Raw genomic sequence first — 23907 nt, 5'->3', positions numbered from 1 at the left:
GGACAAAAAATGGTTCTTCTAGGCAATAAAAAGCCCCGATTAGATCGGGGCTTTCAGGTTTTCGATTAGCCTAAGGAGTTAATCCCAGCTAAGCGCACCACCGGTTTGGTACTCGATCACGCGAGTCTCAAAGAAATTCTTCTCTTTCTTCAAGTCCATAATCTCGCTCATCCAAGGGAACGGATTCGTAGTCCCTGGATACTCTTCCTTCAAACCAATCTGCGACAAGCGACGGTTAGCGATGAACTTCAGGTAGTCCTCCATCATCGCCGCATTCATCCCCAACACCCCACGAGGCATGGTGTCGCGAGCGTATTCGATCTCAAGCTGAGTGCCTTGCAAGATCATCTGCGAGGCCTCTTCCTTCATCTCAGCATCCCACAAGTGCGGGTTTTCGATTTTGATCTGGTTGATCACATCGATGCCGAAGTTCAGGTGCATGGATTCGTCGCGCAGGATGTATTGGAACTGCTCGGCGACGCCGGTCATTTTGTTGCGGCGGCCCATGGAGAGGATTTGGGTGAAGCCGCAGTAGAAGAAGATGCCTTCCAGGACGCAGTAGTAGGCGATCAGGTTGCGCAGCAGTTCTTTGTCGGTTTCGACGGTGCCGGTTTCGAACTTCGGATCGGAGATCGAGCGGGTGTATTTGAGGCCCCAGGTGGCTTTTTTCGCGACCGATGGGATCTCGTGGTACATGTTGAAGATCTCGCCTTCATCCATGGCCAGCGATTCGATGCAGTACTGGTAGGCGTGGGTGTGGATCGCTTCTTCGAAAGCCTGGCGCAGGATGTACTGGCGGCATTCCGGGTTGGTGATCAGGCGGTACACGGCCAGGACGAGGTTGTTGGCAACCAGGGAGTCGGCGGTGGAGAAGAAGCCGAGGTTGCGCATGACGATGCGGCGTTCGTCGTCGGTCAGGCCTTCCGGGTCTTTCCAGAGGGCGATGTCGGCGGTCATGTTGACTTCTTGCGGCATCCAGTGGTTTGCGCAACCGTCCAGATACTTCTGCCAGGCCCAGTCGTACTTGAAAGGTACGAGTTGGTTGAGATCGGCGCGGCAGTTGATCATGCGCTTTTCGTCGACGGCAACACGGGCGGAGGCGCCTTCGAGTTCGGCCAGGCCTTCAGCAACGTCGAGGTTGTCCAGGGCAGCCTTGGCACGGGCGATGGCGGCGGAGTCGGACGCGGTCACGGCACGCGCTTCTTGGGCGGCAACACCGCCAGCGGTGTCGAGGCGGTCCATGTTGGCTTCAGTCGCGTGGCCGGCGTTTGCGCCTTTTACTGCCACTTCGCCCGTGTCTTCTTTGTCGAATTCGTCCCAGCTCAGCATGACGTGTCGTCTCCTGCGTGAGGGCCAGATTGCCCATGTGATGGTTTGTCACACGGTCGTACTGGCCGCGTTGGATCTAAAGGAATCGTTTTTTGCAGCAGCTATACGCAGGCATCAAACAGAATTTTGTACGGAGGATCCGAAGCAGCCGATGTGCGCAGAAACGTGAACAGCTTCTGCTTGGGCTTCGGACTGACTGTTTATCCCTGTAAGGGAATATTGCAGGCCCGTTTAAGCCGGCATTATAGGGAAAAAAACTGGCCTGTGGTGCGACGAAGTGGCGCTGAGAACGGTCGACGAGGGGAGGTTTTTCGGTCGGAGTGAGGGTTTACAGGGCTTTGGCTGGATATCGCGGGTGCAGATTTTTTTTCATAAATTTTGGCTTGCGGTTTTTTTTGCTCAAAAAACAGCCAAAAATCAGGTTTTTCACTACATGTTGTGTTTTGAGGCGCTTTTCGATGGCTCCAGACACAACTAATCCCGACTGAAGTCGGGCTGTGACGAATCAGCCAAATGTCAGCTGAAAGTCGCCGAGTTGGTGCGTTCAAAACCATCGGCAGCGAAGGTGGCCGAACCAGTTTTGTCGTAGCCGTCTTCAGCGACAGTGGCGGAACCAGTGCGGTCGTAGCCATCAGCAGCGACAGCGGAACCAGTGCGGTCGTAGCCATCAGCAGCAACAGTGGCAGAACCGGTGCGATCGTAACCGTCAGCGGCGACGGCGGAGCCAGTGCGGTCAAAACCATCAGCAGCGAAAGCGCTACCGGCCAGTACGGAGAGGGTCAGGGCGAGGATCAGTTTGGTTTTCATGGTGGTGGCTCCAGGTTTGTTGGCGTTTTGTGCCTTGGGTGTGGAATTCATACTACGCCAGCTATTTTGATTAAAAAGCGCAAATAACCGCACTAAATAATCGTATTTATCGATGTATACGGTTCGGCGCTTCATCTGCCTTAAACAGCGGGCGGATGGGTCGAACCGTTAAGGGGGGAGTGCGGGAGATCAGCCGTTAGAGCAGCCGTTACCCATGACGCTATAACGCAGGATGTGGCGTTGACCTTTAGAGTCGTCGTATTCCATTTTCATCGGAACCACTTCGCACACGTTCGGGACTTCGCTCATGGACACGATGTTGGCGATGTCCAAGTGGGTGGAGTAAGTGTATTCCTCAACTATCACCGGTTTTTGCTGTGCAACATCAGTCGGGACCTCGTCTGCCATGGCGGTTGCGCATAGGCTGCTGAGGGCCAGAACTAATAAAGCTTTCATTTCAAATTTACCTTTCTAAAGTCGAGAGGGGTCACGCAATCTTTTTGGGATTGCGTGTGGAACTTCAGTACTTGGTTTTTGATTAACTGCCTTCGTGGGGGCTGCAACTTGGTTAATCAGGGTTGCCTTGTTGGCGAGGTGGATTTTAGGCGTGGGGGTTTCATTCATATACCCATGGTTTTGATAAACACCTTTCGCGGATTTGGTAACAATCCTTGAAAAGATCAAAAGATCGCAGGCTTCGCCAGCTCCTACGGGGGCGGCGAGCCACGGGGTATGGGGCTTCGAGCGGTTTAACGGGATATTCACAGCATTTTGTAGGGGCTTGTTACTACCATCGTCGAATGGTTCTATAGGCCCGGCCCGGCTACAACAGGGTCATACAAAAACAACTATTCCACCGAGGTAAGAAAGATGAGTGCGGCTTCTCTGTATCCCGTTCGTCCCGAGGTAGCAGCCAATACGCTGACTGACGAGGCCACCTATAAGGCCATGTACCAGCAGTCGGTCGTCAACCCGGACGGCTTCTGGCGCGAACAAGCCAAGCGCCTCGACTGGATCAAGCCTTTCACCACGGTGAAGCAGACCTCCTTCGACGATCACCATGTCGATATCAAATGGTTCGCTGACGGCACGCTGAACGTTTCCTACAACTGCCTCGACCGTCATCTGGCTGAGCGCGGTGATCAAATCGCGATTATCTGGGAAGGGGATGACCCGGCCGAGAGCCGCAACATCACCTACCGCGAGCTGCATGAAGAAGTCTGCAAGTTTGCCAACGCCCTGCGCGGTCAGGATGTGCATCGCGGCGACGTGGTGACTATCTATATGCCGATGATCCCTGAAGCCGTGGTCGCCATGTTGGCTTGCACCCGGATCGGCGCGATTCACTCGGTAGTGTTCGGCGGTTTCTCGCCGGAAGCCCTGGCCGGTCGCATCATCGACTGCCGTTCCAAAGTGGTGATCACCGCTGACGAAGGTATTCGTGCCGGCAAGAAAATCCCGCTCAAGACCAACGTCGACGACGCGCTGACTAACCCGGAAACCAGCAGCATCCAGAAGGTCATCGTGTGCAAGCGCACCGGTGGCGACATCAAGTGGAACCAGCATCGCGACATCTGGTACGAAGACCTGATGAAAGTGGCGGGCAGTGTTTGCGCGCCGAAAGAGATGGGCGCCGAAGAAGCGCTGTTCATCCTTTATACCTCCGGCTCGACGGGCAAGCCGAAGGGCGTGCAGCACACCACCGGCGGTTACTTGCTCTATGCGGCCATGACCCACGAGCGCGTGTTTGACTACCGCCCGGGCGAGATCTACTGGTGCACCGCCGACGTCGGCTGGATCACCGGCCACACCTACATCGTCTATGGCCCACTGGCCAACGGCGCGACCACACTGCTGTTCGAAGGCGTGCCGAACTACCCGGACATCACCCGGGTGGCGAAGATCGTCGACAAGCACAAGGTCAACATCCTCTACACCGCGCCGACCGCAATCCGCGCGATGATGGCCTCGGGCACTGCCGCTGTTGAAGGCGCCGATGGCAGCAGCCTGCGTCTGTTGGGTTCGGTCGGTGAGCCGATCAACCCGGAAGCGTGGGATTGGTACTACAAGAATGTCGGCCAGTCCCGCTGCCCGATCGTCGACACCTGGTGGCAGACCGAAACCGGTGCAACCCTGATGAGCCCATTGCCGGGCGCTCATGGCCTCAAGCCTGGTTCGGCGGCTCGTCCGTTCTTCGGCGTGGTGCCGGCGTTGGTGGATAACCTGGGCAACATCATCGAAGGCGTCGCCGAGGGCAACCTGGTGATTCTCGATTCGTGGCCAGGCCAGGCGCGCACGCTGTATCGCGACCACGACCGTTTCGTCGACACCTACTTCAAGACCTTCCGTGGCATGTACTTCACCGGTGACGGCGCGCGACGTGACGCCGATGGTTACTACTGGATCACCGGTCGCGTGGATGACGTGCTCAACGTGTCCGGTCACCGCATGGGCACCGCCGAGATTGAAAGCGCGATGGTTGCTCACCCTAAAGTCGCTGAAGCGGCGGTGGTCGGTGTGCCGCACGACATCAAGGGGCAGGGCATCTACGTCTACGTCACCCTGATCGGTGGCGAAGAACCGAGCGAGCAATTGCGCCTGGAGCTGAAGAACTGGGTGCGTAAAGAGATCGGCCCGATTGCTTCGCCGGATGTCATTCAGTGGGCGCCGGGGCTGCCGAAAACTCGCTCGGGCAAGATCATGCGCCGGATTCTGCGCAAGATTGCCACCGCTGAATACGATGGGTTGGGGGATATCTCCACCCTGGCGGATCCGGGTGTGGTGCAGCATTTGATTGATACGCATAAGACGATGAACGTCGCGTAAGTCGCGTTCGGTGTCATTGAAACCCTGCCAGGTGTTGCGCCTGGTGGGGTTTTTTATTGCCTGATGGTTTTGTGTTGGCCGTGCGGGCCTCTTCGCGAGCAAGCCCGCTCCCACAGTAGATCTCTGGTGAACACAAAATGCGTGAACAACGCATAACCACTGTGGGAGCGGGCTTGCTCGCGAAAGCGATCTGTCAGGCGCCGCCTAATCACGGCCAATAATTATCGGCATCACATGTAGGTGATTTCCCACTGTTACCCGACTTCGCGAAAGTAACTGAATGTGTAACCTCAAGCCCAGTGACGGGGCATTGGGAAACGCAAAGCCCCGTTTCAGGGCCTCGCAACCACCCATGAAAAATAAGACAACACGCTACGCTTGCCGGATTAGAAGGGTTTGCCAATAATAGGCCCGCAATTTGCAGCATAGATCGGTTCACAATCTTTTGCTCTTGCATGAAATTGCAAGGCTGTCAACGTGCCCAAGCGGCTTTCTCAGTGCATCTGTAATTTGTTGTCGCATTGAAGAAATATCGGCTTCGGGCCTGTCGTTAGAATGCCGATCACTCGCTCGTCGTTGCTCGCGTTGAAAATAACGCGGGTTTCCCAGGACGCAGCATCGCTTTGCGGTTTAACCCATTCGCATATTGGGCTTGTGCTCACTCTGCCGTTTTTGCCCTTTACCGATGGAGTCCCAAGATGAAGAAACTTGTGCTGCTTGGCGCCCTGGCACTGTCCGTGCTGTCCCTGCCGACTTTCGCTGATGAAAAGCCTCTGAAGATCGGTATCGAAGCGGCTTACCCTCCGTTTGCCTCCAAGGCACCGGATGGCAGCATCGTTGGTTTTGACTACGACATCGGCAACGCCCTGTGCGAGCAGATGCAGGTCAAGTGCGTGTGGGTCGAGCAAGAGTTCGACGGTCTGATCCCTGCACTCAAAGTGCGCAAGATCGACGCGATCCTGTCGTCCATGTCGATCACTGAAGATCGCAAGAAGTCCGTGGACTTCACCAACAAGTACTACAACACCCCGGCTCGCCTGGTCATGAAGGCCGGCACTCAAGTCAGCGAAAACCTGACCGAGCTCAAGGGCAAGAACATCGGTGTGCAACGTGGTTCGATCCACGAGCGTTTCGCCCGCGAAGTCCTGGCCCCGCTGGGTGCCGAGATCAAGCCTTACGGTTCGCAGAACGAAATCTACCTCGACGTGGCTGCTGGCCGCCTCGACGGCACCGTGGCAGACGCTACGCTGCTGGATGACGGTTTCCTGAAAACCGACGCCGGCAAAGGTTTCGCCTTCGTTGGCCCGGCCTTCACCGACGTCAAATACTTCGGCGACGGCGTGGGTATCGCAGTTCGCAAGGGTGACGCGCTGAAAGACAAGATCAACGGTGCGATCGCTGCCATTCGCGAGAACGGCAAATACAAGCAAATCCAGGACAAGTACTTCGCCTTCGATATCTACGGCAAGTAACACGTTCCAGCGACAAGTCCGAAATGGCGCAAGCAACAGGATCTCTGAGGTTTGCGCCATTTTTTCATCCCAACTTTCGAGGACCTGAATCATGTTGAAAGGCTACGGGGCTGTCATCCTCGATGGCGCATGGCTGACGCTTCAGCTCGCCTTGTCGTCCATGGTCTTGGCCATCGTTCTGGGTCTGATCGGCGTTTCGCTGCGTCTGTCCCCGATTCGCTGGCTGGCCTGGCTGGGCGACCTGTATTCCACGGTGATCCGCGGCATTCCCGACCTGGTACTGATCCTGCTGATTTTCTACGGTGGTCAGGACCTGCTCAACCGCGTCGCACCGATGCTCGGCTTTAACGACTACATCGACCTGAACCCATTGGCTGCCGGTATTGGCACCCTCGGTTTCATCTTCGGTGCGTACCTGTCGGAAACCTTCCGTGGCGCCTTCATGGCGATCCCTAAAGGTCAAGCAGAAGCCGGCATGGCCTACGGCATGAGCAGTTTTCAGGTGTTCTTCCGGGTGTTGGTGCCGCAGATGATTCGTCTGGCGATTCCGGGTTTCACCAACAACTGGCTGGTACTGACCAAGGCGACCGCGCTGATTTCGGTGGTCGGTCTGCAAGACATGATGTTCAAGGCCAAGCAGGCGGCAGATGCCACCCGCGAGCCTTTCACCTTCTTCCTCGCAGTGGCGGCGATGTACCTGGTGATTACCAGTGTCTCGTTGCTGGCATTGCGTCACCTTGAGAAGCGCTACTCGGTAGGCGTAAGGGCGGCTGATCTATGATCTTCGACTACAACGTCATTTGGGAGGCCTTGCCGCTGTACTTCGGCGGCCTGGTGACCACCCTCAAATTGCTCGCGCTGTCGCTGTTTTTCGGTTTGCTCGCGGCCTTGCCGCTGGGGCTGATGCGCGTCTCCAAGAACGCCGTCGTCAACATGACGGCCTGGCTGTTCACCTACGTGATCCGCGGCACGCCGATGCTGGTGCAGCTGTTCTTGATCTACTACGGGTTGGCGCAATTCGAAGCCGTGCGTGAAAGCTTCTTGTGGCCATGGCTGTCCAGCGCGACGTTCTGTGCGTGCCTGGCCTTTGCGATCAACACCAGCGCCTACACCGCCGAAATCATCGCCGGCAGCCTGCGTGCGACGCCGAATGGCGAGATCGAAGCGGCCAAGGCCATGGGCATGTCCCGCTACAAAATGTACAAGCGCATCCTGCTGCCGTCGGCCCTGCGCCGGGCGCTGCCGCAGTACAGCAACGAAGTGATCATGATGCTGCAGACCACCAGTCTGGCGTCCATCGTGACCCTGATCGACATTACCGGTGCCGCGCGCACAGTTAACGCCCAGTTTTACTTGCCGTTCGAGGCGTACATCACCGCCGGTGTGTTCTACCTGTGCCTGACCTTCATTCTGGTGAAGCTGTTCAAACTGGCCGAGCGCCGCTGGCTGGGCTATCTGGCCCCGCGGAAGCACTGATATGGAACGCATCGATCACGTATTGCCGTGGAGCCACCTGGGCAGCGAACGCCAGATTTCGGTGTTCCGCTTCGGGACCGGCGAGCGCAAGGCTTATATCCAGGCCAGTCTGCACGCCGATGAACTGCCGGGCATGCGCACCGCCTGGGAGCTGAAAAAGCGTTTAGGTGAGCTCGAAACCCAAGGCTTGCTCAACGGCGTGATTGAGTTGGTGCCGGTGGCCAACCCACTGGGCCTCGGTCAACTGCTGCAAGGCAACCATCAAGGGCGTTTCGAGGCGGGCAGCGGCAAGAACTTCAACCGGGATTTCGTCGAGCTCAGCGCGCCAGTGGCCGCCGATCTGGAAGGGCGTCTGGGGGATGATCCTCACGCCAATATCCGCTTGATCCGCCAAGCCATGAGCGATGCCCTGGCCGCGTTGCCACCGGCCGCGAGTCAGTTGCAAGGCATGCAGCGCGTCTTGCTCAGCCATGCTTGCACCGCCGACGTGGTGCTGGATTTGCATTGCGATGCCGAAGCCGCGCTGCACATGTACGCCTTGCCGCAACACTGGCCGCAATGGCGTTCGCTGGCCGCGCACCTTGATGTGAAGGTTGGTTTACTGGCGGAAGATTCCGGCGGCAGTTCTTTCGACGAAGCCTGTTCGCTGCCGTGGTTGCGTTTGTCGCGCCACTTCCCGGATGCGCAGATTCCACTGGCGTGCCTGGCGACGACCATTGAATTGGGTGGTCAGGCCGACACCGCCCGAGCGGATGCCGAAGCTTACGCCGAGGGCATCCTGGCATTCCTCGCCGAGCAAGGCTTGATCAGCGGTGAATGGCCGAAACCGGCACACGAAGCCTGTGAAGGCATGCCGTTCGAAGGCACCGAGTTGTTGTTCGCACCGCATCCCGGTGTGGTGAGTTTCCTGCGTAAACCCGGTGAATGGATTGAAGCCGGCGATGAGATTTTCGAAGTGATCGATCCGTTGGCGGATCGGGTCAGCACGGTGTGTGCTGGTACGTCCGGGGTGCTGTTTGCCATTGAACGGCTACGTTATGCCCAACCCGGTTTCTGGCTGGCCAAGGTGGCGGGGCGCGAAGCGCTGCGTCACGGGCGCTTGCTCAACGACTGACTGACTGTTTTTGTGAGAACCGACCGCATGTACAAACTTGAAGTCCAAGACCTGCATAAACGCTATGGCAGTCACGAAGTGCTCAAGGGCGTGTCCCTGAAAGCGGCGGCTGGCGATGTGATCAGCATCATCGGCTCCAGTGGCTCCGGCAAAAGTACTTTCCTGCGCTGCATCAACCTGCTCGAGCAGCCGCACGCGGGTAAGATCCTGCTCAACAACGAAGAGCTGAAACTGGTTTCGAACAAGGACGGCGCCCTGAAGGCTGCGGACCCGAAACAGTTGCAGCGCATGCGTTCGCGCCTGTCGATGGTGTTCCAGCATTTCAACCTGTGGTCGCACATGACCGCGCTGGAAAACATCATGGAAGCGCCGGTCCACGTGCTCGGCATGTCCAAGGCCGAGGCCCGCGAAAAGGCTGAGCACTACCTGAACAAGGTCGGCGTGGCGCATCGTAAAGATGCGTACCCGGGTCACATGTCCGGTGGTGAACAACAGCGCGTGGCGATTGCCCGTGCGCTGGCGATGGAGCCTGAGGTGATGCTGTTCGACGAACCGACTTCGGCTCTCGACCCGGAACTGGTGGGCGATGTGCTGAAAGTCATGCAGGCCCTGGCGCTGGAAGGCCGGACCATGGTGGTGGTGACCCACGAAATGGGCTTCGCCCGTGAAGTGTCGAACCAACTGGTATTCCTGCACAAAGGCATCGTCGAAGAAAGCGGCAACCCGCGTGAGGTGCTGGTCAATCCACAGTCCGAACGCTTGCAACAATTCTTGTCCGGCAGCTTGAAATAATCAGGACTGACGTTGTGCACCGGGATAGTGCATGCTTCGCAACCTAAAGGCTGGCTACGATCCCTGTAGGAGCTGCCGAAGGCTGCGATCTTTTGACCTTGATTTTTCAAATCAAAAGATCGCAGCCTCGTTTCACTCGACAGCTCCTACGGGGAGGGGTGACAAGCGAGCTTCGCCATTCAGAGGCAGGCTACGATCCCTGTAGGAGCTGCCGAAGGCTGCGATCTTTTGACCTTGATGTTTCAAATCAAAAGATCGCAGCCGCGTTTCACTCGACAGCTCCTACGGGGGGACAGGTCAGCTTCGCCATTTAGAGGCTGGCGACGATCCCTGTAGGAGCTGCCGAAGGCTGCGATCTTTTGATCTTGATTTTTCAAATCAAAAGATCGCAGCCTCGTTTCACTCGACAGCTCCTACGGGGAGGGGTGACAAGCGAGCTTCGCCATTTAGAGGCAGGCTACGATCCCTGTAGGAGCTGCCGAAGGCTGCGATCTTTTGATCTTGATTGTTCAAATCAAAAGATCGCAGCCTCGTTTCACTCGACAGCTCCTACGGGGGGGACAGGTCAGCTTCGCCATTTAGAGGCAGGCTACGATCCCTGTAGGAGCTGCCGAAGGCTGCGATCTTTTGATCTTGATTGTTCAAATCGAAAGATCGCAGCCTCGTTTCACTCGACAGCTCCTACAGGGAGGTGGCAGGTCAGTTCCCACGTTTGATCTTTGCCGGTTTTAAGATTTGCATTCATTTTCGGGCTAGCATTGGCCCTTGCCTTCATCACTGTTCTTCGTTTCGGATCGCCCGCCCATGACTGCCCATCGAATTGGTTTCCTGATTTGGCCCAGCACTAAAGCTCTGACGCTTGCGCTGGCTGAGGAGGCCTTGCGTGTTGCCCAGCGTGTGCATCCGGACGTTGTCTACGAACTGTCGTTCTTGCAGGCCGAACCGCCGACCGAAGGCGCCTGGCAATTGCCCGGTGAGCCGTGGGCCGGCAAGCTTGAAAACTTCCAGAAGTTGTTTCTGCTCGCCGACGAGCCGCCGACCGCACTCGCGCCGGCCCTCAGCAGTTCGCTGAAACAACTGGTGCGTGCCGGATGTGTGATCGGTGGTTTGTCCGCCGGTGTTTACCCATTGGCGCAGCTCGGTTTGCTCGATGGTTATCGTGCGGCCGTGCATTGGCGTTGGCAGGACGATTTCGCCGAGCGCTTCCCGAAAGTCATCGCCACCAGTCATCTGTTCGACTGGGATCGTGATCGCCTGACTGCATGTGGTGGTCTGTCGGTGCTCGATTTGCTATTGGCGGTATTGGCTCGCGACCACGGTGCCGAACTGGCCGGTGCGGTGTCGGAAGAACTGGTGGTCGAACGCATCCGTGAGGGCGGCGAACGCCAACGTATCCCGCTGCAAAACCGTCTCGGCTCCAGCCATCCGAAGCTCACCCAAGCGGTGTTGCTGATGGAAGCCAACATCGAAGAGCCCCTGACCACCGACGAAATCGCCCAGCACGTGTGCGTGTCCCGTCGGCAGCTGGAGCGGATCTTCAAGCAATACCTCAATCGTGTGCCGAGCCAGTACTACCTGGAATTGCGCCTGAACAAGGCCCGGCAGATGTTGATGCAAACCAGCAAGTCGATCATCCAGATCGGCCTGTCCTGTGGCTTCTCTTCGGGGCCACATTTCTCCAGCGCCTACCGCAACTTCTTCGGCGCCACGCCGCGGGAAGATCGCAACCAGCGGCGTAGCAGCAGCCCGTTCGAGTTGTCGTCGGTGCCTTCAGAGCGCGGCTAATCTAACGTCCGGTTTGCGGACGTTTAAAGCCTCATTGCTCAGCCTCTGAATCATCCGAGTTCGAAACCTCCATCTCGGCGGTTTCAATAATTTCCTCAATACCAAAATCGGTGCCGTTCTGTCTGAAGTAGGCATGCAGCAATTGCAGGCTTCGTTCGGAAAACGGATTGCCGCGCAAGTTGATGGTCTCGCCGGTTTCCATGGGCAGTTCGAGGATATCGCTGGGCAGTTCACGAATCGCGTTATTGCTCAGGTTGGCGATATCCAGCGATTTCAACTTCAGCAACCCCGGCGGCAGCTCGGTAATGTGCGTGTCATTGAGCACCAGCGTGGACAGGTCCGGCATCTGACTGATATCGGGTGTCAGCATCAGCGGGTTATTGCTCAGGTCGAGGAAATCCAGATGCTCCATGCCGGCCAGCCCAGCAATCGTATTCTCCGTGAGGCTGATGCGGCAGTCGGGGAGCACCAGCGCCGTCAGTTCGCCCATGTTGAATACCGATTGCGGAATATTGCCCAGGCGATAGTCACGAATGGTCAGGCCCTTGAGTTTGGGGAAACACCTCAGAAATCCATCGCTGACTGACGTCTGCCCGGCGTAACTGTGCAGGTACAGGTGGGATACGTGACTGAAGTCCGCGCTCAGTGTGGGTAACTCACCACTGATCACCAGTGACAGGCTGAGTTCATAGGAGGGCTCGGGACCCGGGTTGAAGTCATCCTGCGCGGTTTCCCGGCGCCAGGCTTGTTCCACGGTGTTTTTGAATTCATCCCGGGCGTAGTGCTCAACCAGCAGCTGCCGGGGGCTGAAAGGTTCACCGGTGTTCGGGTGCACGGCAGGAAGGTTGCCGCTCCACGCCGCAAGCGTATCGCACAAGGTGGCGTACTCGGTTTCCAGGCGAGTGAGTTCGGTTCGGCCAGCCTCCAGTGTGCCGGGCAGGCTCAGCACAAAATCGCTGGCCTGTTCGCGTTCCATAAAGGGATAGAGCGCGGCCACCCGATCGATATCGGCCTGGTCGGCCTGCACACCCAGGTTTTCCCGAACTTTCTGAAAGTAGCTTTTCACCCGGTTTCTGCTGTCGATGGACAGCGGGTTGCTGGAAAAATCAAAACCCTCGGTCCTGCGTGCAGGCAACTGGAACAGTTGCGCAGGCAGTTCGGTGAACTGGTTCTCGGAAAAAATCGCTGTCTCCAGGCTGGGAAGGTCGAGCAGACCGAGAGGAAGCCTGGAGATGCCGGTATCACCCAGGTCGATGTAATCCAGTTGGGTCATGGCCTCGACACTGAACACCCCGCCCAAGGGGTTTTTGTACAGTTCCAACGTGCGCATCTGACTCAAGGACGCCAGCGTAGCCTGGGCATCGGCGGTCAACGTGATCGCGCAATTGCTGAGGATTAACTGATTAAGGTTCGGCAATGTGGGCAGGATGTCGGGCAGGGTGGTCAACGGAATGTTGCGCACTTCCATGCGCCGCAGTCCGGTGAAGCGGCGCAGGAATGCGTGGGCACCGCGTGTCGTCTCGCTGCCTTCCAGGGTCAGGTAGGCAATGTGGCTGAAGTCCGCCGCAATCGTCGGTAACTCGCCCATGATCGGGCGGGTGAACCGGAACATGTAGCCGCGATCGCCGGCATCCATGTCGCCGTCGTTGAGCGCAGTCTGGCGCCGCCAGCAGCGTTGCAATTCGTCCGCGAGCAGCAGGTGGTTGCGGCGCACGGCGCTCAGTTGTCGGGTGCTGAGCACAGAGCCGGTTTCAGTGTGATGGAGCGGCGTTGCCTCGAGCCAGGTGCGCAGGTCCTGGCTCAGCCGTTCAAATTCGTTGTACAGGCGCGAGATTTCTACCCGCGCCCCCGAGGGATGCCGCTGCAGTTCACGGATAAAAGTCTCGACCTCGCCCGCGTTGAAGGTCGGATAAAGCGCCTGAACGTACTCTTGCAATGACGTTGCGCCGGGATGGATACGCGGGTAGCCATCGGTGCCGCCGGGCAGTCGCATGACGTTAGGGTCGTAGTGGGGCTTGCGCAGCGGTTGCTGTGACAGGATGTCTTGCAGTTCCGCGTGACCCAGGACGTGTTCGGTGATGACCTGTTTGAGTCGCGGGCCTTGCCCGGTTTGCAGGGTCAGCCCTTTGCGCTCGCTATCGGGCAGTGCCCGCAGCAGGCAGTTATAAAAATCCTCGGTGCCGGACAGTTGCTGGCCCATCTCGTCAAACGCTTGATAGTCGCCGTCTTCGAGTTGCACCAGCACCTTGCGCTGGGGCGCGTCGGGCAGGCCGATGCTGTCGATGTTTTCGCCGTTGAATGAATAGCGGTTGACCTCAATCCGCACATCCCCCGACCAGCCAGGCAGACGAGATATGGAATGCAGCGCCAGCCGATCGGCATCCGGGTTGTTCCGGGCCCCCAGTTCCAGGCTTTCGCGGGCGCGCACGGCACGAACCTGCTGTTGCGCCCAGCGTGCCAGCTCCTTGAGCCGAGGGGCGAGCGTGCCTTGTTCCAGTTGTTGCCATTCGACACCGCTCGCCGAGCTCAGCAGTTCCTCGGCGACAGGGCCGGGCAGGCCCGGGACGGCGTCCATCAAGCGCTGTGCCAGCGGGTCCACGTCGGATGCCTGGGCGCGGTAACGGGCGTCGAACAACGAGTTGCGTTGTGACCGCGCAATCTCCGCAATTCTGGACCTCAAGTTCCTGGTGCGTACTTCAAGGGCCAGTGCCGGCGCACCGAAGGTTTCCTCGAACAACGCCTTGATTTCATCTTCCGTGAGGCATTTCAGCGTGGCTTTCAGTACATCGCCGCTACTTGCTTGAATGTCATACGTGCGCTGATGGCCTTGAGTGTGTTGCCACAACACCTCACCGTTGTCGTCAATCAATCGAAGGCCTTTTTTTGTAGGCCATGGGAAATTTTCGGTCAGCAGTTGCAACTGGGTTGTCGGGTCGGCGGTCGTGTAAGTCTCGGGGTATTCACCGCCGATCCGTTCGATAAAGGTCCGTATGTCCTTGTCGATCTTTACGCGCGAGAGGGTGTCCGCCAGCAGCGGTGGCAAGGTTTCATGATCGACATGCATCCGCCGTACGCTGTTTTCGTGGTGGCCACTGATCCTGAGCACTTGTTCGCGCTCGGCCTCGGACAGCGCGTCGGCGACATGACCAAGGCGTTGCAGGAGTTTGCTGCGGTCCCACTTCAGCGGCTGTTCGAGTTCGGTGTGCCAGGCGCCGTTGTGGTTGTGCTGCAGCGACGGCTTGTAGGCATCGCCTCTTGTCGGGTGTTTGATTTGATACCGTCCCGGCGTTGAGTTGGGCGTGACCTCATAGTGTTTGCTGTCTAGCGGCAGGATTTTCTTTCCGGCATGGGTATACAAGCCGAGTGCATCGGGGCTGCTGTTGGCCGGCAAGGCGATGTTCTGTTCATAAGGCCTGAGGTCTCCGTTCCAGTAACGGGTTTTACCGGCAACTGATTTCACGGGAAGGAAGCGGTCAATGAAGTCCACACATTCCTTGGGCATGACGTGGCGAAACTCCCCCGCGACAATGTTGCCGCCCACCGCGAAGGCGCCCAGTTGAACGATGGATTCGATGAACTCCAGCGTGTGCGCGAGGGCTTGTTGGGTCAGGTCTTGCGACCATTCGACAATGGACTCGAAAGCCTCGTCCAGCAGTTGATACACCATGTAGGCCATCATCATTTCGCCCAGGACCGGCACAAACGGCAGGACCACGAAAGCGGCGACCTGCAGCAGCGTCGAAGCGATGTTGGTAAAGGAGTCCCACAGTTCCCATCGCGCCTTACGGTCGGCGCTGGCAGTAGACACGGCCAGCGTGCGCGCATCATTGAGAATCTTGTCGAGCTTGCGCTGATAAAGGTGTTGCCACAGATCGCCGGAGACTGGCGTGGCGGACAATTGCAGGTTCGCATGTTTGGCCGGTGATTCACGCCAGGAGGGCAGTGGGTCGCCGGGCGCACGCGGATGCCAGGTGATTTGCGTCAGGCGGCTGTTCAGATTGGCGAAGAAGTAGCCTCGATCAGCATGGTCAACGAAGCGGCTGAAGAATTGCTGGTAGTCATGCGAGCGGAGCTTCTCATTAAGCTCGGCCATGAAGTGACCGCTGGACGGGTATTCCTTGATCGGGTGCTGTGGGTCGTCGGGTATATAGGCGACGACCCTCTCGGTGCCGCGATACTGCTCCAGGTCCGGGGCGAACAGGACTATTCCGGTGAGTTGCGCGGACATCATCGTCAAGTCGTGGCAAAGCAGGGTTTTGCCATTGAGCATCATGCCTTGCACGCCGCTCACGATGCCGAGAATGGAGCGATAGGCGTCTTCCTTGAGTGTGTCTTTGTGCAGCAGGGCCAGTTCCAGGGCCATCCGCAGTGCGGCTTTTTGGCTTTCCATGATCGGCGGTCGCAAAACGGCGGCGGCCACCGGGTTGCTCACACCGAGGTTGTCTTCGAGCCAGACTTCATATTGGCCGCCGATATCCAGTTCGCGACACAGCGTCGTGAAGGCGGCAATCGTCAGTGTATTCCTGATGTGATTCAGGGTTTCGAACTGACCGGAGGCTGACGGCTGGGTGATGAAGGTTGAGTCCGGTTCGTAGGCGCTGGCGCTGGTCTCGGACAGTTCGAAGTTGTGCAGGGCGGCATCGAGCAGCGACACCGTCCAGGTCCGGGCGGCGCCGGACTTGATCGGGAACCAGGGAATCGACGCTGGAATATAGAGGCGCAAAAACGTGGCATTCACGTCAAGGTCCAGGCCGTAGCGTTGTTGGAGGGCGCCGCGCAGCAAGGGCTCGCCAAAGGCGCGGGCGTCTTGCAGGTGTTCGAGACGCTCGTCCACGCTGTTCTGGGCGGTCCAATAGTCGGCATTGAGGCGTTTCAACACGAGGTGTTGGCCGGCGCAGGCGTTGCGAAACTCTTTGCGCAGGCGCGGCGCAGTTTTGCCCAGCGCGGCGCGCCGTTTGGCGGAGGCCTTAAGTAGCCACTGCGGCAGATTATCGGCCAGGTGTTCGAAATGACTGTCTGGATGGTTCGGCCATATTGGCGATGTGTTGGAAAGATCCACGGGTTTCGTCCTTGAAGGGGGTGGCGCCCAAGGAAACCCGTTTTGCCAAACACATGTGCGGTACATAGTTACCGCACATTCGCCAACGGCTTGAAATCTAATGTCGCCTGCGCTGCCGCTAATCCCGTGCATCGGTTTAAACTGCGCCTTTGCGACGGTATATGTCGCATTGCCGTAAACCCGGCTGAAACCGGGGTTTGCGCTATAAGAAGTTGTCGCTTGGCGGCAAGGCCGGGCTGAAAACTGTCCTTACAATCCCCTCATCGCTCGCCAGTTTCAGGCGAGTGTTCCTCTTCAGGAGACTCCGATGTCCGTTGAGCACGCTGCGGTACAACGCGCCGATTTCGACCAGGTAATGGTTCCCAACTACGCGCCTGCCGCTTTCATCCCTGTGCGTGGCGCCGGTTCCCGCGTTTGGGACCAGTCTGGCCGCGAGCTGATCGACTTCGCCGGCGGGATTGCCGTTAACGTATTGGGCCACGCGCACCCGGCGCTGGTCGGTGCCTTGACCGAACAGGCGAACAAGCTGTGGCACGTGTCCAACGTGTTCACCAATGAGCCAGCCCTGCGCCTGGCGCATAAGCTGATCGACGCCACTTTTGCCGAGCGTGTGTTCTTCTGCAACTCCGGCGCCGAAGCCAACGAGGCCGCTTTCAAGCTGGCCCGTCGCGTCGCCTTCGATCGTTTCGGTACCGAGAAGTACGAAATCATCGCCGCGCTGAACAGCTTCCACGGTCGTACCCTGTTCACCGTGAACGTTGGTGGCCAGTCGAAGTACTCCGACGGCTTCGGTCCTAAAATCACCGGCATCACCCACGTTCCTTACAACGATCTGGCGGCTCTGAAAGCAGCCATTTCCGACAAGACCTGCGCTGTGGTGCTGGAGCCGATCCAGGGCGAGGGCGGTGTAATGCCGGCCGAACTGGCTTACCTGCAAGGCGCCCGCGAATTGTGCACCGAGCACAACGCGCTGCTGGTGTTCGACGAAGTGCAAACCGGCATGGGCCGCAGCGGCAAGCTGTTCGCCTACCAGCATTACGGCGTGACCCCGGACATCCTGACCAGCGCCAAGAGCCTGGGCGGCGGTTTCCCGATCGCGGCGATGCTGACCACCGAAGACCTGGCCAAACACCTGGTCGTTGGCACCCACGGCACCACTTACGGCGGTAACCCGCTGGCGTGCGCTGTTGCAGAAGCGGTCATCGACGTGATCAACACCCCCGAAGTGCTGAGCGGCGTCAACGCCAAGCACGACAAGTTCAAGGCGCGCCTGGAACAGATCGGCGAGAAATACGGCCTGTTTACTCAGGTTCGTGGCCTGGGTCTGTTGATCGGTTGCGTATTGAGCGATGCCTGGAAAGGCAAGGCCAAGGACATCTTCAACGCCGCCGAGCGTGAAGGCCTGATGATCCTGCAAGCTGGCCCGGACGTGATTCGTTTCGCCCCAAGCTTGGTGGTTGAAGACGCAGACATCGATGCCGGCCTGGACCGTTTCGAGCGCGCTGCGGCGAAACTGACGCAAGCCTGATAGACCCTTCGACGCTTGACATTTCAGGCGTCGATCCAAATTTTTATGCCGGACCAGATTCAATGTGGGGCTGGGCTTGTTGTGGCGAGGGGGCTTGCCCCCGTTCGGTTGCGAAGCAATCGTAAATCGGTCACCTCTTTCTGACTGAGAGATGGTGGTGTCTGGTTTTAAGGGCGCTTCGCACCCCAACGGGGGCAAGCCCCCTCGCCACACAAGCCCGCTCCCACATTAGTCCGAGTCGTTTCAGGACTGGTCCGGCTATTTTCCTAATAAGAGTTTTACGAGAAAGGAGTGACACCATGCTGGTGATGCGCCCCGCGCAAATGGCTGATCTGGGCGAGGTACAGCGTCTGGCTGCGGACAGCCCGATTGGTGTCACTTCCTTGCCGGATGACGTTGAACGCCTGAGCGACAAGATCGCCGCGAGCGAAGCCTCGTTTTCCGCTGAAGTCAGCTTCAACGGTGAAGAGAGCTATTTCTTCGTCCTCGAAGACAGTGCCACCGGCAAACTGGTGGGCTGCTCTGCGATCGTCGCGTCGGCCGGTTATTCCGAGCCGTTCTACAGTTTCCGTAATGAAACCTTTGTGCACGCCTCCCGCGAGCTGAAGATTCATAACAAGATCCACGTGCTCTCCCAGTGCCACGACCTGACCGGCAACAGCTTGCTGACCAGTTTCTACGTGAAGCCGGAGTTGGTCGGTTCGCCGTGGGCAGAACTCAACTCCCGTGGCCGCCTGCTGTTTGTGGCCAGCCACCCGGAGCGCTTTGCTGATTCCGTGGTGACCGAGATCGTTGGCTACAGCGATGAAAATGGTGACTCGCCGTTCTGGGACGCCATCGGTCGCAACTTCTTCGACCTCAACTACGCCGCTGCCGAGCGTCTGTGTGGTCTGAAGAGCCGCACCTTCCTCGCCGAACTGATGCCGCATTACCCGATCTACGTACCGTTGCTGCCGGACACCGCTCAAGAAGCGATGGGCCAGGTGCACCCGCGGGCGCAGATCACTTTCGACATCCTGATGCGCGAAGGCTTCGAGACTGATCACTACATCGACATTTTCGACGGCGGCCCGACCTTGCACGCCCGCGTTTCGGGGATCCGTTCGATCGCCCAGAGCCGTGTGGTCCCGGTGAAAATCGGTGAGCCGGTCAAAGGCGCCGGTCGTCAGTACCTGGTGTCCAACGCCCAGTTGCAGGATTACCGCGCGGTATTGCTCGAGCTCGATTACGCGCCGGGCAAACCCGTGACCCTGGATCTAGAAGCGGCCGAGGCCCTGGGCGTCGGTGAAGGTGCCAGCGTGCGCCTGGTCGCGGTTTAAAGCCTTTCAGAGTGTTTCGCGGGTGGCGCAAGCGGCCCGTTTGAGGAGATAGCATGATCGTTCGTCCCGTACGCAGCAGCGATTTACCCGCTCTGATCGACCTGGCTCGCAGCACCGGCACCGGCCTGACTACCTTGCCGGCCAATGAAGAACGTCTGGCCCATCGGGTCGGCTGGGCCGAGAAGACCTTCCGCGGCGAAGCCGGGCGAGGCGATGCGGATTACCTGTTCGTGCTCGAAGACGACAACGGCCGGGTGGTGGGGATTTCCGCCATCGCTGGCGCGGTCGGCATGCGTGAGCCTTGGTACAACTTCCGCGTAGGCCTGACCGTCAGCGCCTCGCAAGAACTGAACATCTACCGCGAAATTCCGACGCTGTTCCTGGCCAACGACCTGACCGGTAACTCCGAGTTGTGCTCGCTGTTCCTGCACGCCGATTACCGCAGTGGCCTGAACGGTCGCATGCTGGCCAAGGCGCGGATGTTGTTCATCGCCGAATTCCCGCAGTTGTTCGGCAACAAGATCATTGCCGAAATGCGCGGTGTGTCCGACGACGCCGGGCGTTCGCCGTTCTGGGAAAGCCTGGGCCGGCACTTCTTCAAGATGGAATTCAGCCAGGCGGATTACCTGACCGGTGTCGGCAACAAGGCGTTCATCGCCGAGTTGATGCCGAAGTTTCCGCTGTACACCTGCTTCCTGTCGCCAGACGCGCGCAATGTGATCGGCCAGGTTCACCCGGACACCGAGCCGGCGCTGTCGATGCTCAAGAGCGAAGGTTTCAGCTATCAGGGCTACGTCGACATTTTCGACGCGGGCCCGGCCGTGGAATGCGAAACCGGCAAGATCCGCGCGGTCCGCGACAGTCAGGCGCTGGTGCTGGCCATCGGCACCCCGGGTGACGACGCCACGCCATTCCTGATTCACAACCGCAAGCGCGAAGACTGCCGGATCACCGCCGCGCCAGCACGCTTCGCCGCCGGCACGCTGGTGGTCGATCCGCTGACCGCCAAACGTCTTCAACTCAACGCCGGCGATCAAGTGCGCGCCGTTCCGTTGTCCGCTGCTCGGGAGTCGAAATAATGAATTCGCTATACATCGCAGGTGAATGGCTGGCAGGCCAGGGTGAAGCCTTTCAATCGCTGAACCCGGTGACCCAACAAGTACTGTGGACTGGCGAAGGCGCCACCACCGCCCAAGTTGAATCCGCCGTGCAAGCCGCGCGTCAGGCGTTCCCAGGCTGGGCCCGTCGGACCCTGGACGAGCGCATCAGCGTACTGGAAGCCTTTGCCGCCGCCCTGAAAAATCACGCTGACGAACTGGCCCGCTGCATCGGTGAAGAAACCGGCAAGCCCCTGTGGGAAGCGGCGACTGAAGTCACCAGCATGGTCAACAAGATCGCGATTTCGGTGCAGAGCTACCGTGAACGTACCGGTGAGAAGAGCGGCCCGTTGGGCGACGCCACTGCGGTATTGCGCCACAAACCACACGGTGTGGTCGCGGTGTTCGGTCCTTACAACTTCCCGGGTCACTTGCCCAACGGTCACATCGTCCCGGCGCTGCTGGCCGGTAACAGCGTGCTGTTCAAGCCTAGCGAACTGACACCGAAAGTCGCCGAGCTGACGGTCAAATGCTGGATCGAAGCGGGTCTGCCGGCGGGTGTGTTGAATCTGCTGCAAGGCGCTCGCGAAACCGGTATCGCCCTAGCGGCGAATCCGGGGATCGACGGTCTGTTCTTCACCGGTTCGAGCCGCACCGGCAATCACTTGCATCAACAATTTGCCGGTCGTCCGGACAAGATCCTCGCGCTGGAAATGGGCGGTAACAACCCATTGGTGGTCGACGAAGTGGCTGATCTCGATGCTGCCGTTTACACCATCATCCAGTCGGCGTTCATTTCCGCCGGTCAGCGTTGCACCTGTGCCCGCCGCTTGCTGGTGCCGCAAGGCGCTTGGGGCGACACGTTGCTGGCGCGTCTGGTGGCGGTCAGCTCGACGATTGACGTCGGTGCGTTTGACCAGACGCCGGCGCCGTTCATGGGCTCGGTGATTTCCCTCGGCGCCGCGAAAGCGCTGATGGATGCCCAGGAACATCTGTTGGCCAACGGTGCCGTGGCACTGCTGGAAATGACTCAGCCCCAGGCTCAAGCGGCGTTGCTGACCCCGGGCATTCTGGACGTTACCGCCGTTGCTGATCGTCCTGACGAAGAGTTGTTCGGCCCGTTGCTGCAAGTGATCCGCTACGCTGATTTTGAAGCGGCGATTGCTGAAGCCAACGACACCGATTACGGCTTGGCGGCCGGTTTGCTTTCGGATTCCGAAGCGCGTTATCAGCAGTTCTGGCTGGAAAGCCGCGCCGGTATCGTCAACTGGAACAAACAGCTGACCGGTGCTGCGAGCAGCGCGCCATTCGGCGGCGTGGGTGCCTCGGGCAACCACCGCGCCAGCGCTTACTACGCGGCGGATTACTGCGCGTACCCGGTGGCTTCGCTGGAAACACCGAGCCTGGTGATGCCTGCGACCCTGACGCCTGGCGTGCGGATGGCGTAACGGCCATTCGCGGGCAAGCCTCGCTCCTACAGGATTTATGGTGTGTGCCGATCATGCGGACGACACCAAACCTGTAGGAGCAAGGCTTGCCCGCGAAAGCCGCGCCTCGGTCTTATTGAATTGTTACCTGATGCCTATAACAACAGATTCTCGTGGAGCCTCGCTGATGAAATCCTATGAAGTCAATTTTGACGGTCTAGTGGGGCCTACCCATAACTACGGCGGCCTGTCCTACGGCAACGTCGCGTCCCAGAGCAACAGCCAGCAGTCTTCGAACCCGAAAGAAGCGGCGTTGCAAGGCCTGGCGAAAATGAAAGCGCTGATGGAAATGGGCTTTCAACAAGGCGTATTGGCGCCGCAAGAACGCCCGGACGTCGCCGCTTTGCGCCGCTTGGGTTTTAGCGGCACCGACGCCCAAGTCATCGAGCGGGCCGCTAAAGATGCAATGCCATTGCTGGTCGCCAGTTGCTCGGCATCAAGCATGTGGGTGGCCAACGCCGCCACCGTCAGCCCGAGCGCCGACACCGCGGATGGCCGCGTGCATTTCACCGCCGCCAACCTGAACTGCAAATACCACCGCAGCATCGAACACCCGACCACCAGCCGTGTGCTGGGCGCGATGTTCGCTGACCAGAAGCACTTCGCTCACCACGCCGCGTTGCCGGCCGTGGCGCAGTTCGGTGACGAAGGCGCGGCCAACCACACCCGTTTCTGCCGTGAATATGGTGAGGCTGGTGTCGAGTTTTTCGTGTTCGGTCGCAGCGCTTTCGATAACCGTTACCCGGCACCGCAGAAATATCCGGCACGCCAGACCCTCGAAGCTTCCCAGGCCGTTGCACGCTTGCACGGTTTGAGCGATGACGGCGTGGTTTATGCCCAACAGAACCCTTCGGTGATCGATCAGGGCGTGTTCCACAACGACGTGATCGCGGTGGGTAACGGTGAAGTCTTGTTCTATCACGAGGATGCGTTCCTCGACACCGAACAGATGCTGGCCGAACTTTCCGGAAAACTCGCAAAAGTCGGTGGGAAATTTCAGTCTGTCTGCGTACCGCGTTCGGCGGTCACCGTAGAGGACGCGGTTCGTTCCTACCTGTTCAATAGCCAACTGCTGTCGCGTCCTGATGGCTCGATGCTCTTGATCGTGCCGGAAGAATGCCGTGGCAACGAGCGCGTCTGGCAATACCTGCAAGGTTTGACCAGCTCTGGTGGGCTGATCCGCGAAGTGAAAGTCTTCGATTTGAAGCAGAGCATGCAGAACGGCGGTGGCCCGGCTTGCCTGAGACTTCGCGTGGCCCTCAACGAAACCGAACTGGCGGCGGTCAATCCAGGGGTTATCATGACGGCACCGTTGTACGGCACACTGACCGAATGGGTCGATAAGCACTACCGCGACCGCATGACCGAAAACGATCTTGCGGACCCGCAATTGCTGCTTGAATGCCGGACGGCACTGGATGAACTGACGCAAATCCTTAAACTGGGCGCGGTTTATCCATTCCAGATCAATTAAAGGCTGGCGCTTCGAGCGCCGCTTTTATCTCCAAACGAGAGCGTAATAGACATGAGCGATACCCTGCAGCTGATCCTTGAAGACACCGACGGCACGCAACTGGAAACCTCCTGCACCCGCGTCGCGGTCATGTGGCAAGGCAAAGAGCTGTGGATCCAGCAAGACGGCCGCGGCCAATTGCTGATCGGCGTGGACGTTGAAGAAGGCGACGCTGAATACGCAAACCTGCTGCTGCGCCCATTGGCGACTAATCTGGTAAGTCTGCAACTGGAAATGGAACCGGCCGAAGTCGGTGACGAAGACCACGTGCACGGCCCGGATTGCGCACACGACCACTAAGGA

General features: G+C 58.7%; 17 protein-coding genes. 13 read left to right on the top strand and 4 right to left on the bottom strand.

The genetic code is table 11. The features are described 5' to 3' along the window. Positions 1-78 precede the first annotated feature (78 nt). The 3 genes from ACWIKB_RS13680 to ACWIKB_RS13670 all read right to left on the bottom strand — a co-directional run bounded on the left by ACWIKB_RS13680 (position 79) and on the right by ACWIKB_RS13670 (position 2592). Positions 79-1329 (bottom strand): ribonucleotide-diphosphate reductase subunit beta, encoded by a 1251-nt coding sequence (locus ACWIKB_RS13680; protein WP_092279009.1) that lies wholly within the window; start codon positions 1327-1329, stop codon positions 79-81. A gap of 516 nt (positions 1330-1845) precedes the next feature. Continuing rightward, positions 1846-2136, bottom strand: a complete 291-nt coding sequence (locus ACWIKB_RS13675) for a hypothetical protein (RefSeq protein WP_475267431.1) — start codon at positions 2134-2136, stop codon at positions 1846-1848. Positions 2137-2325: 189 nt separating this feature from the next. After that, on the bottom strand, positions 2326-2592 hold the full coding sequence (locus tag ACWIKB_RS13670) for a DUF2790 domain-containing protein (RefSeq protein ID WP_475267430.1): 267 nt from the start codon (positions 2590-2592) through the stop codon (positions 2326-2328). A gap of 414 nt (positions 2593-3006) precedes the next feature. On the opposite strand from ACWIKB_RS13670, the gene acs reads away from it, so the two are divergent. From acs to argR, 7 genes are all read left to right on the top strand, one after another. Next, complete coding sequence (gene acs / locus ACWIKB_RS13665; RefSeq protein ID WP_403023920.1) at positions 3007-4962, top strand: acetate--CoA ligase; 1956 nt, start codon at positions 3007-3009, stop codon at positions 4960-4962. 698 nt (positions 4963-5660) lie between these two features. Then, positions 5661-6434 carry an ABC transporter substrate-binding protein gene (locus ACWIKB_RS13660; protein WP_403023923.1) on the top strand — a complete coding sequence of 258 codons (774 nt, stop codon included), beginning with the start codon at positions 5661-5663 and terminating at the stop codon, positions 6432-6434. A 91-nt stretch (positions 6435-6525) separates the two neighbouring features. Continuing rightward, positions 6526-7215 carry an ABC transporter permease gene (locus ACWIKB_RS13655; protein WP_054044772.1) on the top strand — a complete coding sequence of 230 codons (690 nt, stop codon included), beginning with the start codon at positions 6526-6528 and terminating at the stop codon, positions 7213-7215. Then, positions 7212-7910 (top strand): ABC transporter permease, encoded by a 699-nt coding sequence (locus tag ACWIKB_RS13650; protein WP_403106425.1) that lies wholly within the window; start codon positions 7212-7214, stop codon positions 7908-7910. Before ACWIKB_RS13655 ends, ACWIKB_RS13650 begins: the two co-directional genes overlap by 4 nt. A gap of 1 nt (position 7911) precedes the next feature. Continuing rightward, on the top strand, positions 7912-9024 hold the full coding sequence (locus ACWIKB_RS13645; RefSeq protein ID WP_475267427.1) for a M14 family metallopeptidase: 1113 nt from the start codon (positions 7912-7914) through the stop codon (positions 9022-9024). A gap of 27 nt (positions 9025-9051) precedes the next feature. Further along, a complete protein-coding gene (locus ACWIKB_RS13640; RefSeq protein ID WP_054044765.1) occupies positions 9052-9816 on the top strand; it encodes an ABC transporter ATP-binding protein in 765 nt (254 codons plus the stop codon). A gap of 804 nt (positions 9817-10620) precedes the next feature. Next, positions 10621-11601, top strand: a complete 981-nt coding sequence (gene argR, locus ACWIKB_RS13635) for a transcriptional regulator ArgR (RefSeq protein WP_054044763.1) — start codon at positions 10621-10623, stop codon at positions 11599-11601. Between the two features lie 31 nt (positions 11602-11632). On the opposite strand, the gene ACWIKB_RS13630 is transcribed toward argR, so the two are convergent. Then, entirely contained in the window at positions 11633-16660 is a 5028-nt protein-coding gene (locus ACWIKB_RS13630) for a dermonecrotic toxin domain-containing protein (protein WP_475267426.1), read from the bottom strand. Positions 16661-16967: 307 nt separating this feature from the next. Here ACWIKB_RS13630 and ACWIKB_RS13625 point away from each other — a divergent pair, with 307 nt between their 5' ends. From ACWIKB_RS13625 to ACWIKB_RS13600, 6 genes are all read left to right on the top strand, one after another. Then, positions 16968-18188: an aspartate aminotransferase family protein gene (locus ACWIKB_RS13625; protein ID WP_475267424.1), complete on the top strand. Its 1221-nt coding sequence runs from the start codon at positions 16968-16970 to the stop codon at positions 18186-18188. A 299-nt stretch (positions 18189-18487) separates the two neighbouring features. Continuing rightward, a complete protein-coding gene (gene aruF / locus ACWIKB_RS13620; RefSeq protein WP_475267422.1) occupies positions 18488-19507 on the top strand; it encodes an arginine/ornithine succinyltransferase subunit alpha in 1020 nt (339 codons plus the stop codon). Positions 19508-19560: 53 nt separating this feature from the next. Then, complete coding sequence (gene astA, locus ACWIKB_RS13615; RefSeq protein ID WP_123407324.1) at positions 19561-20586, top strand: arginine N-succinyltransferase; 1026 nt, start codon at positions 19561-19563, stop codon at positions 20584-20586. Next, positions 20583-22052 (top strand): succinylglutamate-semialdehyde dehydrogenase, encoded by a 1470-nt coding sequence (gene astD / locus ACWIKB_RS13610; RefSeq protein WP_475267859.1) that lies wholly within the window; start codon positions 20583-20585, stop codon positions 22050-22052. The genes astA and astD overlap by 4 nt, the downstream gene beginning before the upstream one ends. A gap of 166 nt (positions 22053-22218) precedes the next feature. Continuing rightward, on the top strand, positions 22219-23565 hold the full coding sequence (gene astB / locus ACWIKB_RS13605; RefSeq protein ID WP_475267419.1) for an N-succinylarginine dihydrolase: 1347 nt from the start codon (positions 22219-22221) through the stop codon (positions 23563-23565). 51 nt (positions 23566-23616) lie between these two features. After that, positions 23617-23904 carry a hypothetical protein gene (locus ACWIKB_RS13600; protein ID WP_033056735.1) on the top strand — a complete coding sequence of 96 codons (288 nt, stop codon included), beginning with the start codon at positions 23617-23619 and terminating at the stop codon, positions 23902-23904. Positions 23905-23907: the final 3 nt, after the last annotated feature.

It is taken from the genome of Pseudomonas sp. 5Vm1k (genome assembly GCF_056161485.1).
The sequence above is the reverse complement of the archived record's forward strand: the minus strand, read 5'-3'. Positions and strand labels throughout refer to the sequence as shown.

Excerpts from the sequence above, each read along its gene's own strand:
- ACWIKB_RS13600 (WP_033056735.1), top strand. The coding sequence starts at position 23,617 with ATGAGCGATACCCTGCAGCTGATCCTTGAAGACACCGACGGCACGCAA.
- ACWIKB_RS13680 (WP_092279009.1), bottom strand. The coding sequence starts at position 1,329 with ATGCTGAGCTGGGACGAATTCGACAAAGAAGACACGGGCGAAGTGGCA.
- ACWIKB_RS13660 (WP_403023923.1), top strand. The coding sequence starts at position 5,661 with ATGAAGAAACTTGTGCTGCTTGGCGCCCTGGCACTGTCCGTGCTGTCC.
- ACWIKB_RS13645 (WP_475267427.1), top strand. The coding sequence starts at position 7,912 with ATGGAACGCATCGATCACGTATTGCCGTGGAGCCACCTGGGCAGCGAA.
- argR (WP_054044763.1), top strand. The coding sequence starts at position 10,621 with ATGACTGCCCATCGAATTGGTTTCCTGATTTGGCCCAGCACTAAAGCT.
- ACWIKB_RS13640 (WP_054044765.1), top strand. The coding sequence starts at position 9,052 with ATGTACAAACTTGAAGTCCAAGACCTGCATAAACGCTATGGCAGTCAC.
- ACWIKB_RS13650 (WP_403106425.1), top strand. The coding sequence starts at position 7,212 with ATGATCTTCGACTACAACGTCATTTGGGAGGCCTTGCCGCTGTACTTC.
- ACWIKB_RS13655 (WP_054044772.1), top strand. The coding sequence starts at position 6,526 with ATGTTGAAAGGCTACGGGGCTGTCATCCTCGATGGCGCATGGCTGACG.
- ACWIKB_RS13675 (WP_475267431.1), bottom strand. The coding sequence starts at position 2,136 with ATGAAAACCAAACTGATCCTCGCCCTGACCCTCTCCGTACTGGCCGGT.
- acs (WP_403023920.1), top strand. The coding sequence starts at position 3,007 with ATGAGTGCGGCTTCTCTGTATCCCGTTCGTCCCGAGGTAGCAGCCAAT.
- ACWIKB_RS13670 (WP_475267430.1), bottom strand. The coding sequence starts at position 2,592 with ATGAAAGCTTTATTAGTTCTGGCCCTCAGCAGCCTATGCGCAACCGCC.
- ACWIKB_RS13625 (WP_475267424.1), top strand. The coding sequence starts at position 16,968 with ATGTCCGTTGAGCACGCTGCGGTACAACGCGCCGATTTCGACCAGGTA.
- aruF (WP_475267422.1), top strand. The coding sequence starts at position 18,488 with ATGCTGGTGATGCGCCCCGCGCAAATGGCTGATCTGGGCGAGGTACAG.
- astA (WP_123407324.1), top strand. The coding sequence starts at position 19,561 with ATGATCGTTCGTCCCGTACGCAGCAGCGATTTACCCGCTCTGATCGAC.
- astB (WP_475267419.1), top strand. The coding sequence starts at position 22,219 with ATGAAATCCTATGAAGTCAATTTTGACGGTCTAGTGGGGCCTACCCAT.